15 protein-coding genes are annotated in these 12950 nt (G+C 70.6%); 8 read left to right on the top strand and 7 right to left on the bottom strand.

What is annotated here, in order from left to right; all coding sequences use genetic code 11:
• Positions 1 to 330 precede the first annotated feature (330 nt).
• Positions 331 to 1677: an NsdA family TPR-like regulatory protein gene (locus AC3ET3_RS21675; protein WP_432137498.1), complete on the bottom strand. Its 1347-nt coding sequence runs from the start codon at positions 1675 to 1677 to the stop codon at positions 331 to 333.
• A 179-nt stretch (positions 1678 to 1856) separates the two neighbouring features.
• Between AC3ET3_RS21675 and AC3ET3_RS21670 the strand changes: the two genes are divergently transcribed.
• The 6 genes from AC3ET3_RS21670 to AC3ET3_RS21645 all read left to right on the top strand — a co-directional run bounded on the left by AC3ET3_RS21670 (position 1857) and on the right by AC3ET3_RS21645 (position 5328).
• Complete coding sequence (locus tag AC3ET3_RS21670) at positions 1857 to 2048, top strand: hypothetical protein (RefSeq protein WP_432137527.1); 192 nt, start codon at positions 1857 to 1859, stop codon at positions 2046 to 2048.
• Positions 2045 to 2314, top strand: coding sequence for a DUF7848 domain-containing protein (locus AC3ET3_RS21665; RefSeq protein WP_488187263.1), 270 nt, complete (start codon positions 2045 to 2047; stop codon positions 2312 to 2314). Before AC3ET3_RS21670 ends, AC3ET3_RS21665 begins: the two co-directional genes overlap by 4 nt.
• A complete protein-coding gene (locus AC3ET3_RS21660; protein WP_432137496.1) occupies positions 2311 to 2796 on the top strand; it encodes a hypothetical protein in 486 nt (161 codons plus the stop codon). Before AC3ET3_RS21665 ends, AC3ET3_RS21660 begins: the two co-directional genes overlap by 4 nt.
• A 195-nt stretch (positions 2797 to 2991) precedes the next feature.
• Positions 2992 to 3225 carry a putative ATP-grasp-modified RiPP gene (tgmA, locus tag AC3ET3_RS21655; protein WP_432137495.1) on the top strand — a complete coding sequence of 78 codons (234 nt, stop codon included), beginning with the start codon at positions 2992 to 2994 and terminating at the stop codon, positions 3223 to 3225.
• Between the two features lies 1 nt (position 3226).
• Positions 3227 to 4174: an ATP-grasp ribosomal peptide maturase gene (tgmB, locus tag AC3ET3_RS21650; protein ID WP_432137494.1), complete on the top strand. Its 948-nt coding sequence runs from the start codon at positions 3227 to 3229 to the stop codon at positions 4172 to 4174.
• Positions 4171 to 5328, top strand: a complete 1158-nt coding sequence (locus AC3ET3_RS21645) for a methyltransferase domain-containing protein (protein ID WP_432137493.1) — start codon at positions 4171 to 4173, stop codon at positions 5326 to 5328. Before tgmB ends, AC3ET3_RS21645 begins: the two co-directional genes overlap by 4 nt.
• Before the next feature lie 308 nt (positions 5329 to 5636).
• Here the strand turns inward: AC3ET3_RS21645 and era are convergent, their stop codons facing one another.
• The gene (era, locus tag AC3ET3_RS21640) at positions 5637 to 6605 is read right to left on the bottom strand and encodes a GTPase Era (protein WP_432137492.1); all 969 of its coding nucleotides are present in this window, start codon (positions 6603 to 6605) and stop codon (positions 5637 to 5639) included.
• A 154-nt stretch (positions 6606 to 6759) separates the two neighbouring features.
• On the opposite strand from era, the gene AC3ET3_RS21635 reads away from it, so the two are divergent.
• Both AC3ET3_RS21635 and AC3ET3_RS21630 read left to right on the top strand, forming a co-directional pair.
• Positions 6760 to 8073 (top strand): ammonium transporter, encoded by a 1314-nt coding sequence (locus AC3ET3_RS21635; protein WP_432137491.1) that lies wholly within the window; start codon positions 6760 to 6762, stop codon positions 8071 to 8073.
• Positions 8070 to 8408 carry a P-II family nitrogen regulator gene (locus AC3ET3_RS21630; RefSeq protein ID WP_432137490.1) on the top strand — a complete coding sequence of 113 codons (339 nt, stop codon included), beginning with the start codon at positions 8070 to 8072 and terminating at the stop codon, positions 8406 to 8408. Before AC3ET3_RS21635 ends, AC3ET3_RS21630 begins: the two co-directional genes overlap by 4 nt.
• On the opposite strand, the gene AC3ET3_RS21625 is transcribed toward AC3ET3_RS21630, so the two are convergent.
• The 5 genes from AC3ET3_RS21625 to AC3ET3_RS21605 form a co-directional block, all read right to left on the bottom strand.
• Complete coding sequence (locus AC3ET3_RS21625; protein ID WP_432137489.1) at positions 8302 to 9327, bottom strand: WxL protein peptidoglycan domain-containing protein; 1026 nt, start codon at positions 9325 to 9327, stop codon at positions 8302 to 8304. The genes AC3ET3_RS21630 and AC3ET3_RS21625 overlap by 107 nt on opposite strands.
• An 89-nt stretch (positions 9328 to 9416) precedes the next feature.
• Positions 9417 to 10766 carry a beta-xylosidase gene (locus AC3ET3_RS21620; RefSeq protein WP_435612677.1) on the bottom strand — a complete coding sequence of 450 codons (1350 nt, stop codon included), beginning with the start codon at positions 10764 to 10766 and terminating at the stop codon, positions 9417 to 9419.
• Positions 10767 to 10951: 185 nt separating this feature from the next.
• Entirely contained in the window at positions 10952 to 11428 is a 477-nt protein-coding gene (locus tag AC3ET3_RS21615; RefSeq protein WP_432137487.1) for a hypothetical protein, read from the bottom strand.
• A gap of 195 nt (positions 11429 to 11623) precedes the next feature.
• A complete protein-coding gene (locus tag AC3ET3_RS21610; RefSeq protein ID WP_435612676.1) occupies positions 11624 to 11986 on the bottom strand; it encodes a cytidine deaminase in 363 nt (120 codons plus the stop codon).
• Positions 11987 to 12023: 37 nt separating this feature from the next.
• Positions 12024 to 12899 (bottom strand): helix-turn-helix transcriptional regulator, encoded by an 876-nt coding sequence (locus tag AC3ET3_RS21605; protein WP_435612675.1) that lies wholly within the window; start codon positions 12897 to 12899, stop codon positions 12024 to 12026.
• Positions 12900 to 12950 lie beyond the last annotated feature (51 nt).

The following is a 12950-nucleotide window of genomic DNA, read 5'->3' as shown; positions in this document are numbered from 1 at the left end:
TGACCACTTCCCCGAGTCGCGCCGTTCGCTGGTCGCTCGGGGCGTGTCCGACCCGGACGCGTGGTCTTGGCTCCGTCCGCTGTGCACGTCGTTTCATAACCGTGAGACCGCGAAGCATCAGCCGGGCGGTTGGGCTGCCGAGCGGGTCCGTCCTCGTTCGCCCGAGCCCCCGACCAGGGGGTGGCCCCCTCCCCGAGCCGCAAAAAACGGCAGGGAGGGAAAAGACTCGCATGGCCCATCAGAGCGTTTCTGTGGACTCTCTTTCCGATCGCGGACGTGCAGCCATCGCCCCGTCATGCTTCCCGAACGGGGGGGGTGGCGGGGCTTTTGCTATGCCGGGACCAGCTCGGGACGGACAACCGTACGAGCCCGCTCGTACAGAGCTTGCGCATCATGGTTGCGGATGTGCGGCCGGATCAGGTTGAGCATATCCGTCATGCGCTTGTCGATACGGCCCGAGTTGACTAGGGGGTAATCGTCCAGCGCGAGCCCCCACGTCTGGCACGCGGCCTCAAGGTGGCCCACGGATAGTTGTCGCTCGGCGAGGATCGCCCGTTCTTTGACGCGCGTCCGTCGATAGATGCTGCACCGAAGCCGATCCGATTCCTGCATGGCAGCAACAGCTCCGTGCACGTCGCCCATTTCGAAGCGCACTTGGCTGGTGTGGTAGTTGAGCGATGCGGGGTCGTACGAGCCGAACACCTTCCCGCGAGACTCCGCCTTATCCATGGCCACTTCGGCTTCCTGCAAGTACATGAGTGCGGACCGCCGGTCCCCAATCTGCGCGGCGGCGTGCGCTTGCTGGCCAGAGAGGAAGGCGCGCATCCGCGGACCAGCCTGAGGTGAGGATGCCGCGGCAGCATCGGCGAGCCGCTTTGCCATCGGCCCTTGGCCCAGGTCTACGGCTTGCACGCTCATGCCGCGGAGCGTGGTGCAGTACGTCAAGTGGTCTTCCGACGCTCCCGCAAGCTCTAGCGCTTTGAGGTAGTAGCCCTGTGCGAGACCGTGCAACCCCTCGTCAACAGCCATGTATCCGGTGAGATAGCAGAGATCGGAAGCCGCGGACATCATGGCTTTCCGCACGTCCTCGGGACCGTCCGTCCGCAGGAACGGGGCAACTGTGTTGACGAGGAAGGTTGCGGCGAGCGGACGAGCGGTGCGGCCCCCGAACTGGTCATCCATGGACGAGAGCTGTTCCGTCATGGCGGAAACCGTGTGCACGTCGGACATGCCGATACGGGTTCGCGTGCCTTTTTGAGCAGCCTCAATCCGCCCCACCACGTCTGGCCACTCGGGGACGGTCAGTGCAACGGAGAAGAGAGCGACGCTCAGCACGCTACGGCGGGAAGGGTCCATGTCCAGCCTTCCAAGATCAATGACCCCGTCTACCGTGCCGGATGGTGTCGCCTCCGTCCCGCTGTCAGGGGCCGGGAAGCCAACTTCCGCGTACGTGACGGGTCGCCCAAGCCGTCGGGCGAACGCTTCCAAGATCAGCGACCGGGCATCCTCGCGCGGAACGCTGCCGCTCAACCACTGGTGAACGGAAGGTGCGCGGTACTGCTTCGGGGTGCCGCGCTCGGTTCCAATCCGGTTGATCGCTTGCGCGCATTGCCGCAGCGTCCACCCGGTCTCGCGGAACAGACGCTCTAACGCTGTGTTCGGCTCGCTGGTGCCCACGGACGTTCAACTCCCCATGCACGACTGCGCTAATCGCTTAACGCTCTTAATCCTTGTGCGCTTCCCAACAGTACCGCCGGGGGTGATCACGCGGTTACCTGGAGCGAACAGCCCAGGTCGCGGCGGAAGGGGATGGGCGAGTGAGTGCAGAGTCGGTACCGCCCTCCGTGGGAGTGCTGATGATGGACACGAGCTGTAACCGTGTCGGAGAGTTCTGCGGGGTCGCAGGCCCGTACTGGTCACTACGCCCCATCGGTGGCGGGATCGAGTGGGAGGCCGAGCCCAGACGCGTGCGCCCCGCGGACCCGATGGAGCGTCTGCACGCGGAGACCGCCCGCGTGAACGCCCGGAGCCGGGGTGAACGGCTGTGACCACTACGACCCGTCGCATGTTCGCGTTCGCCGACTGGACGTTGCGCCCGGACCAGGACGACGACGCCCCGCCCACCACCTACGCGTTCCGGTGTCTCACGCTCACCGAGGACGACACCGAGTGTGCCGCGGAGTCTCCCGCGAGCGAGGACCCGACCGAGCCGCAGACGTGGGCGTTCGACCACATGCGCGAGCACCCCGAGCACACCAGCTATGCCGAAGTGATCGAACGCCCGTGGGTCATGTGGCGGGGGTGCCCGGTATGAACGACAGACCGGACCCGGCGGGCTACTGGGCAGAGGTACGCGCGGAAGGCCCGGTGTACGGCACGGGCGAGACCGTGCCGTACGTCTTAGGCACCACGCAGAGCATTTCCCCCGTGCTGGTGCTCCGATGGCTCCGCGGCGAGGCACTGCGCATTGCGGACCGGCTCGACCCCGACCCGCACCGTTCGGCGTGGGTACAGCCGACCATGCGCGCGGCAACCGTCCCCGTCCCGGACTGCCCCGCGGAACTCCGCATGTGGGCTACCGCCCCGGACGAGCAACGCGAGGCACGCGAGCACATCAAGGGCGGGCACCCGCTGTTCGTCAAGGTTCCGGACACGGACTGCACGTACACCCGGTCCGTCTGGCCGGTCCGGCTCCCCGCCGACGAGCCCGACCAGGTGACACCCGAGCCGATAGCCCACCGAATCGGCGGACTGTCGCACCCCCTGTACGTCCTCGCTGCGGACCCGTGGGCGTAGCGCGCTGATACTCCCGCCCTCGCCACATAGGACCCGGACCAGGACAGCACGGAGCCGCGACTCGCTCTGTGGCAGGGGGCGGGGCTCAACCCCGGTCGGCTGTCGTGCGTGACGGTCCGGCAGCCGACCGGTTCTGTAGGAGCACGACGAGCACCACCCACACCGCAAGAACTGGCTACACAGGAGGAACGCAGTATGAACACCGCAGCGGCTACGTCCGTTCCGTTCGGGGTCCGGCACCTGGTCTCGCCGGCTCCGACGAACAGCGAAGAACCGGTCATCACCTACAGCGAGGAGCTTCAGCTCAACGTCTCCGCCGAGGGTAACCCGTGGCACGCGATCACGGCCGAGATGCCCGAGACGCAGACCGAGACCAGCAACGGTGACGGCTCGGCTCCCGGCTCCGACTCCGGAACCGACCTGTACTGACATGCCATCCATCCTCATCCTGACCGGGCGGAACGATCTCACCGCCGATGCAGTGGTTGAGGAGCTGGTGAATCGCGGTGAACAGGTCGTCAGGTTCGATACTGCTGACTTCCCGACCGCTTCCCGTCTAGCCGTCTCCCTCACCGGGAACGGCTGGACGGGGCCTCTCACCGGCTCCCGTACGGTCCGCCTGGAGTCCGTCAAGTCGGTGTGGTGGCGACGCCCCAACGAGTTCCGCACACCGGGCTACTGGCCGGGACACGCTCGCGCCCTCGCGGTCTCGGAAGCGCGCTCCGGGTTGCTCGGCGTGCTCGGTTCCCTGCCCGTGCGGTGGGTCAACCATCCGAGCAAGGATGCTGCCGCGAACTACAAGCCCGTTCAACTGGCGGTTGCCGCTCGCTGCGGGCTGGACGTACCCCGCTCCGTGATCACATCTGACCCCGAGCACGCCCGCACGTTCATGGGGGAGGACGCGGTTGTGTACAAGGGGCTCGGCGGTGGCGTGCTCGGCCCGGAGGGGAAGCGGCAGTTCCTCCCCGTGGCGCTCGTCTCCGCGGACGAGGTGGACGACGGAGTGAGCAGCACCGCCCATCTGTTCCAAGAGCGTGTGGACAAAGCGTACGAAGTGCGCTTGACCGCGATCGGGGAGCGCATGTTCCCCGTGGCCATCCATACGGACAGTGAAGCCGCACGGCTCGACTGGCGGACGGACTACCAGTCCCACCGATACGAAGTGGTGGACATGCCCCCGAAGGTAGAGAAGGGGGTCCGCCAACTCATGGACGAACTCGGCTTGTTCTTCGGCGCGCTGGACTTCGCCGTCACGCCGGACGGACGTTGGGTGTTCTTCGAGGTGAACCCCAACGGTCAATGGCACTGGCTCGCTGTCAGGGCTGGCGTGCCGCTCGTTGAAGCCATGGCCGATGCCCTGCAAGGAGAGCCCGCATGACCGAAGCGCACCCGTGGACCGAAGCCGCCAAAGTGCTTGCCGACCAAGTGACCGCCGACGCCCCCGCGTGGCACGAAGCCGTGAGCAACACCCCCCGTCACCGGCTCGTCCCCCGCTGGTGGCAGCGCATCCCGGACAGCCCGACGCAGGAATGGGCGTTGGTGGACTTCCCCGAGGACTCCGCCGAGCGGCTGCACGCCGCGTACACGGATGAGACGCTGGTTACCCGCGTCGGTCCCACGCACGCCGACCACGCGACCCCCGGTGAACGCGGGAAGGGCGACCCCACGTCGTCCAGCACCCTGCCGGGGCTCATCGTGTCCATGGCGCACCGACTCGACGTGAAGCCCGGCCACAAGGTGTTGGACGTGGGTACGGGCTCCGGGTACTCCGCCGCTCTGTTCGCTCACCGTTTCGGGGACGAGAACGTGACGAGTGCGGACGTGGACCCGTACCTGGTGGAGGCAGCCCGGACCCGCCTCGCCGAGTTCGGACGCACGCCGCGCGTGGAAGCCATCGACGCCACCGGGGAACTTCCCGATGCGGAGTATGACCGCATCATGGCGACTGTCTCCGTACGGCCCGTCCCTCCGTCATGGCTGCGTGCGCTCCGTCCCGGCGGACGGCTGGTCACGACGATTGCCCACACCGCCCTACTCATCACGGCGGACATGGGAACGGACGGCATCGCACGCGGCACGGTCCAGCCCGATCCGGCAACGTTCATGGAGACCCGGCAGGAAGCGGACTACCCGGCCAAGCTGAACAGCGTGTTCGTGTCCGCCCGTGTGAGGGAGGGCGAGGACGTGCGGCCCCCGGACGGTCCGGTTCCCGACCTGTGGCAGGAATGGCCGCTCCGGTGGCTGTACGAGCTGGACACGCCCGGAGTCGAGACCCGAGCGGCCACGTACCCGAACGACGGGCGGCGGGTGGTGTGGTTGCTCGCTGCGGACGGGGCATGGGCGCGTGCCGAGGACGGGCCAACGCCACTGGTCCACCAGGGCGGACCCCGCCGGCTCTGGGATGACCTGGAACGAGTCCGCCGCAAGTGGGAAGAGAACAACCGGTTCCCTCTTCACACGATGCGCGCGGAACTCTCGCCCGCAGGCAGTCACCTGCTGTCTCCGGACGACACATGGCGATTCCCGATCTGACCACGCCAGACCCTGACCCCGGCAACGCGGACCCGCCCTGACAGTCCGCGTTCCGGTCCCTGGCACCCGATCCGACACCGCTACCCCTCCGGGCTCGTCCGCTGTGAACGTGCGCAGACGCGTTGGGGTCGGTCAGGCATGCCCAGGGAACGTCGCCCTGACCGACACGGGGTGGACACCGTCCGGCACGGTCTTCGCGACGGCGACCGGACCCGGCCGACCGCCGGGTGCTGACGGCCTTGATCTTGACCATCACGGGTCGCGGTGGCATGCCGGCGCTCCCCTGTGCCCACCGGCGGCGGGGACGGTCAGAAGCCCAGCTTGCGGAGTTGCTTGGGGTCGCGTTGCCAGTCCTTGGCGACCTTGACGTGGAGGTCGAGGAACACCGGCGTGCCCAGCAGGGCCTCGATCTGGCGGCGGGACTTGATGCCGACCTCCTTGAGGCGCTTGCCCTTGGGGCCGATGACGATGCCCTTCTGGCTGGAGCGTTCGATGTAGACGAAGGCGTGGATGTCGAGGAGGGGCTTGTCGGCCGGGCGGTCCTCGCGGGGCAGCATCTCCTCGACGACGACCGCGATGGAGTGCGGCAGCTCGTCGCGGACGCCCTCCAGCGCGGCTTCGCGGATCAGCTCCGCGATCATGACCTGCTCGGGCTCGTCGGTCAGGTCGCCCTCGGGGTAGAGGGCGGGGCCCTCCGGCAGGAGCGGGACGAGCAGGTCTGCCAGCAGGTCCACCTGTTTGTCCTGGACCGCCGACACCGGCACGATCTCCGCCCACTCGAAGCCGAGCTCCTTTCCGAGCTGGTCGATCGCGATCAACTGCTCGGCCAGGGTCTTGGAGTCGACGAGGTCCGTCTTGGTGACGACGGCGACCTTCGGGGTCCTCTTGATCCCCGCGAGCTCCTTGGCGATGAAGCGGTCGCCGGGGCCGATCTTCTCGTTCGCCGGCAGGCAGAAGCCGATCACGTCGACCTCGGCCCAGGTGGTGCGTACGACGTCGTTGAGCCGCTGGCCCAGCAGCGTCCGCGGCTTGTGCAGCCCCGGGGTGTCGACGAGGATCAGCTGGGCGTCCTCCCGGTGCACGATCCCCCGCACCGTGTGCCGCGTCGTCTGCGGCTGGTTCGCGGTGATCGCGACCTTCTTGCCGACGAGAGCGTTCGTGAGGGTGGACTTGCCCGCGTTGGGGCGGCCCACGAAGCAGGCGAAGCCGGCGCGATGGGGTGCCCCCGAGGATTCCGACGGCTTGGATGACTGGCTGCGAACGCTCATGGCCCCCATTCTCCCTGATCCACGGAGCCCCGCCGCACCGCCCGTCCCCCCGTGAGCTTCCGGAAACCCGCCCGCAACGAAACGTCTCGGAAACACACCCGTACGCGAGCGGAAACGCGCGCCGGTGACCCTCTGACGAGCCCCCGCACCGTTGGAGACGACCGTGACCCTCGCCGCCGCAAGCGTCGACACCGGCGACACCGCCTGGCTGCTCGCCGCCACCGCCCTCGTGCTGCTGATGACCCCGGGACTGGCTCTCTTCTACGGCGGCATGGTCCGCGCGAAGAGCGTCCTGAACATGCTGATGATGAGCTTCGTGTCGATCGCGCTCGTCACCGTGGTCTGGCTGGTCTGCGGCTACTCGCTCGCCTTCGGCGACGACATCGGCGGCGGTCTCCTCGGCGGCCTGGACCTCGCCGGGATGTCCGGCGTCGGACCGGACAGCGTGCAGGGCACGGTGCCGACCCTGCTCTTCGCCACCTTCCAGCTGACCTTCGCGATCATCACGGCGGCACTGATCAGCGGCGCGATCGCCGACCGCGCCAAGTTCGGCGCGTGGCTGGTCTTCGTACCGGTGTGGACGCTGCTGGTATACGTTCCGGTGGCGCACTGGACGTGGGGGCCGGGTGGCTGGATCCTCACCCGCCTCGGCGCCCTGGACTTCGCGGGCGGCCTGCCCGTGGAGATCACCTCGGGTGCCTCGGGTCTCGCGGTGGCGCTGGTGCTGGGCCCGCGGCTGGGGTTCAAGAAGGACGCCATGCGGCCGCACAACCTGCCGATGGTGGTGCTGGGCGCGGGCCTGCTGTGGTTCGGCTGGTTCGGCTTCAACGCCGGTTCGGCCCTGGGCGCCAACGGCCTGGCCGCCGCCGCCCTCCTCAACACCCTCGCCGCCGGCTGCACCGGCCTGCTGGGCTGGCTGTTCGTGGAGCAGAAGCGGGACGGCCACCCGACCACCCTGGGCGCCGCGTCCGGCGCGGTGGCCGGTCTGGTCGCGATCACCCCGTCCTGCGGTTCGGTCTCCCTGCTCGGCGCCCTCGTCGTCGGCCTCACCGCCGGAGTCGTGTGCAGCTACGCGGTGAGCTGGAAGTTCAAGCTGAACTACGACGACTCCCTGGACGTCGTCGGCGTCCACTTCGTCGGCGGGGTCATCGGCACCCTGCTGATCGGCCTGTTCGCCGAGCGGGCCATGACCGGCGGCGCCGAGGGCCTGTTCTACGGCGGCGGGCTCGCCCAGCTCGGCAAGCAGGCGGTCGCCGTGCTCGCCGTGGCGGCGTACGTCTTCGCCGTGACGTACGGCATCGCCAAGCTGATCGACAAGGTGATGGGCTTCCGGGCGAGCGAGGAGGAGGAGCACACCGGCCTCGACCTTACGGTGCACGCCGAGACGGCATACGATCACGGCGTCCTCGGCCACGGTGCCCCGGTCACCGCCCACTCCGTCGTCCCCAGCGCCCAGAAGGTCAAGAGCCAGACATGAAGCTCATCACCGCCATCGTCAAGCCGTACCGCCTCGACGAGGTCAAGACCGCCCTGCAGGAGCTGGGTGTGCAGGGCCTGACCGTGACCGAGGCCAGCGGGTACGGCAGGCAGCGCGGCCACACCGAGGTGTACCGCGGCGCCGAGTACCAGGTGGACCTGGTACCGAAGGTCCGCATCGAGGTCGTCGTGGAGGACGCCGACGCGGAGCCCGTGATCGACGCGGTCGTCAGGGCCGCGCAGACGGGGAAGATCGGGGACGGGAAGGTGTGGGCCGTGCCGGTGGAGACGGTCGTGCGGGTACGGACCGGCGAGCGCGGGCCCGACGCGCTCTGACCCCCAGCGCCCCGGCCGCGCCGGCGAGCGCCAGGACGACCGCCGCCACGAGCCACGGCACCGCGAGGAACGAGGCGCCGGCCCGCTCGCGGGTGTCCCGCGCGGCGGCCGTCACGGTGACCCGGCCCCGGTCCAGCTGGGGCGCGCCTCGCCACACCTCGCTGAGCTCGACCTTCTGCCCCGGCAGCAGCTCGGCGGGGACCTTTGTCAGGTCGCGGTCGAGGAGGGTGCGGCCGAACAGTCCGCGCGCCGTCAGCCGCACCCGGGGCGCGAGGGTGACGTTGCCGGTGTTGCGCAGGACGTAGTGGACGGTCGCCGTGCTGCCGCCGAGGCCGGGCACCAGCGGCCGGTGCTGGACGATCCGTACGTCCTCGACGGTGAGCGCGGGCAGGGCGGGGCCGCTGACCTGGAGGTACACCCGGGCGCCGACGGCCCGCCGGACGCCGAGGGCGACACCGCCCGCGGCGGCCTTCTCCGTCCGTTCGTCGAGGGCGACGATCGCCCCGGGGTGGTCGCCGGGCTCGGCGTCCTCGGGCACCCGGAGGGTGAACGGCACGGTGACGGAGGCGTGCCCGGGGACGGTGATCCGGTCCTTCGCGGGCCGTGCCCAGGCTCCGACGGCCCGCATGGGCTCCTCCGCGCCGCGCACGGCGAAGCCGCCGTCGCGGGGGGTGTTGTAGGCGTCGGCGGCGTACAGCCGGAAGGTCAGCGGGCCGGCAGTCCTGTTGGTGACGACCACTTCGTCCCGGACGGTCTGGCCGGGGTCGGCGGCGATCTGGAAGTAGGGCCGCGCGGCGACGGCCGAGGAGACGGGCCGCACGGACCAGCTGCCGTTGTCGGCGGCGCGGGCGGTGCCGGGGGCGGCGAGGAACAGTGCCGGGAGGAGCAGGCTCAGGAGGAGGCGGTGCGGCGTACGCATGGGTGCGGACCCCCCAGGGGCGTCGGGCAGGTCGGGCGGGTGCGGCCCCGGGTTGCACGGCGGGGCGCCCGGCCTTGGTCGACTGGGTGTCAGGTGAGGGTGAGGGTCAGGACGCCGGCGTAGCCGCCCGGGGGCGTGAAGGCCGGTACGTCGAGGGAGAGCCGGGCGTCGGCGGTGAACTCACCGCCGGTGAGCGCGGCGTCGGCGGCGGACGCCAGGGTGGCTCCCGCGCTGCCCACGGTGCCCGCGGAGCCGGCCCGGCAGGTGCTGGGGCTGCCCGCCTCGGTGGCGCAGGCGGGTGTCCAGCTCAGGTTCCCGGCGGGGACGGTGGCGCCGGGTCCGGTGAAGTCGGTGACCTTGCCGGTCAGGGACCAGCCCGCGGGACCGCCGCGGAAGTCCTTGACGGTCACGCTCCGCAGCGCGCCGGTGGCGGCACCGCCCTCACCGAAGTCGACGGCGGTCAGGGCGACGGAGTCCCCGGCCTGGGACATGGACAGCGTCCCCGCCTTCACGGTGGCCGTCAGCTTCTGGCTGTTCGCGGGCACGGGAGTGTCGTCGACGACGACGTACGCGACGGGCCCGGCGCCCTTGTCCGCGGACCACGCGCCGCCCTCGTAGGCCACGACACCGGTGGTGGTGAGGTCGTTGACGACGAGCGAGCCGCTGAAGGCTCCCTGGGCGTCGGCGGTCACGGTCGCGGTGTCCGCGGTCTGGGCGGACCCGGACCGGCCGGCGAGGGTGACGGCGGCACCCGGCGTGAAGTGGCTGCCGGTGACGACGACGCTCGCCCCCGGGCTGCCGGAGGCCGAGCCGAGGGAGATGGCCCGGGTGTTGGCGGGCGGGTCGTCGGCCGCCGTGACGGTCTCCGACACCGGGGCGGGCGGGTCGGTCACCGTGCAGGGCGTGTCCAGTTCCAGGATGTAGCTGGTGTGGATGTTGTAGTCGCCGGGCGACAGAGTGATCGCGCCGGGCGCGGTGACGGTGAAGGTGCCGGTCATCGAGAAGGACGGGAAGGCGCCCCGGCCGGGCACCGGCGGGTTCTTCCTCGGTCCGGTGACGGTGACGGCGCCGGTCTGCGCGCCACCCAGGGCGACCTTGCCGGTCGGGGTCATGATGTCGGCGGGCAGCGCCAGGTCGGTGGGGTTGCTGGCGGCGGGCGAGACCACGGTGTAGGTCACACCGACGGTGTCGCCGACCTTGGGGCTGGCGTTGTCCACCTCGATCTTCGCGGTGGTGGTGCCGTCGATCGGCGGGAGTCCCGCGACGGGCGGCGGGATGCAGTGCGTCGGGAAGTCGACGTTCACGGAGGCGTTCGCGGAGGCGTTCGCGGCGGCACCGGCCGGGGTCGCCAGCGCTCCGCCCGCGGTGACCGCGAGCGCGGCCGCCCCGAGCAGCGCCGCACAGCGCCGTCGACGGGATCTTCGGGTTGTCGGACCCATGGTCTCCCCTCCTGAGGGATGCGGGCGCAGCGGCTCTTCTGCGCCGACGGGGGTCATTGACGTGGAGGGGAGGTGAGAAGTCAATGGAACTGCCGCCTAAAACTGATGAACCGTCAAATGACGTGCCATCAGCCTTCGGCGGCAGGGCGCGGATCCGGGAGCTGTTCGGCCGAGGGTGCGGGCGCTCAGTCGAAGACGAACGGTCCGGGCGCCTGCGGCCCGGTCGCCGTACAGGTGATGGTGATGCCGAAGACGACCATCTTCAGCGACCCGCCGTACGCCTCCAGGCTGTCCCCGGAGGCCACGGTGCCGGGCAGCGGCCCGACGGTGACCGGGTCGCCGGCCGCCATGGCCGGGTTCTCGGTGCCGGCGAAGACGGCGGTGGTGCCGTCCGGCCGGACCAGGGTGAGGGTGGAGTGGATGCTGTCCGCGCCGAGCGCCAGCGGCACCGTGATCGCGGTCGAGCTGAGGGTGAGGGTGGCGTCGGTGCCGTCCTGGGTGGCCGTGAGGGTGGCCTCGCCGCCGCCGAAGATGCCGCAGCTCGCGGTGATCGTCGCCGTGTCGGGGGCGACGGCCGCGGCCGTGGGCGCGAGGGCGAGGCCGGTGACCGCGAGGGCCCCGGCCAGCAGTGCCGCACCTGTTCCTGTTCGCTTGCCTGTCATGGGTTCCGGCTCCCTTCCCGGATTCCGTGCGCGACGACGGACCCCGGCCCGTGAGGGGTGGGTGCGGTCACCTGGCCCCGGGCCGGATCTGACGGTCCGTCGGGAATCAACCATTCCATTGATGCGCGGGGCAGCGGACCCGACAAGGTTGAATTCCGGCCTACTCCGCGGGGCCGGCCTGCCCCCGGCGCCGGCCTACTCCGCGCCCCCGGCCTGCACGGTCAGCCGTACCGTCCCGTCGGGCCCCGCCAGCAGCACCGGCGTCTCCGGGCCGCCGAGATCGCCCACCGCGGCCCGGTCCTCGGGCGCCACCCCCTCGGACTCGCTGACCACCGCCGCCGCCTCCAGCGACTTCGCCCCCGACGCCACCGCCATCGCCACCGCCGTCCGCAGCGCGCTCAGCCTCAGCGACGCCAGGTGCACCGAGCCGGCGACATACGTGCGGCCGGTGTCGTCCCGTACCGCCGCCCCCTCGGGCACCCCGTTGCGGGCCCGGGCCGAACGGGCCAGGGTGACGATCTTCCGGTCCTCGGGGTCAAGCGCGTTGCTGTCGGTCATGCCCCGAGCATACGGAGCCCCGCCGCCGGCCACCCGCTCACCCCGCCACCTGGTACATCGCCCCGCGCCGGCCCTCCGGCGTGGCCAGCCACTCCAGCTTGGCCGCGGTGTTCGCCTCGTCCAGCGGGGTGTGCAGCACGATCGTCAGGTCCGGCCGGGCCGGCACCCGCAGTGCCGTGGACTCCACGACCAGCAGCCCGACCAGCGGATGGTCCAGCTCCTTGCGGATCTGCCCGGCGTCCTCGATGTCCCGCGCCTCCCACATCGCCGCGAACTCCGGGCTCTTCGACCGCAGTTCGGCCACCAGAGCCCGGTAGCCCCCGTCGTCGGGACGCGCCCCGGCCACCGCCCGGAACTGGGCGACCACCGTCCGGGCGTTCCGCTCCCAGCTGTGCGAACGGGAGCGGTACATCGGGTCGGTGAAGAAGTCGACCAGGCAGTTCTGGGTGATCTCGGGCCGCATGCCGAGGACCGCCCCGGCCGCTTCGTTGTACATCACGCAGTGGTAGTACGCGTCCATGATGTGCGCCGGATACGGCATCCACGTGTCGATCAGCCGGCGCAGCCCCTCGCAGCGGGCCTGCCGCTGCTCGGGCGCCACCTCCGGCACCGGCGGGTTCAGCCCGGCCAGCACGTACAGATGGCGCCGCTCGGCGTTGCTCAGCCGCAGCACGCGGGCCACCGCGTCCAGCACCTGCGGCGAGACGGAGATGTCCCGGCCCTGCTCCAGCCACTGGTACCAGGACGCGCCCACCCCGGCGAGCACCGCGACCTCCTCGCGCCGCAGCCCCGGCGTACGCCGCCGGCCCGCGCCGTCGGGCAGCCCGGCCTCGGCCGGCGTCACCCGGGCCCGCCGGCTCCTGAGGAACTCGCGCAGCTCACTGCGCCGTCCGGTCGTCAGCGCGTCCGCCACGTGTCGCTCCCCCTCGCGTGTCTGGTGGTGCCACCACCACCATAAGTTCCG

Source organism: Streptomyces sp. bgisy159, assembly GCF_057707805.1.
The sequence above is the reverse complement of the archived record's forward strand: the minus strand, read 5'-3'. Positions and strand labels throughout refer to the sequence as shown.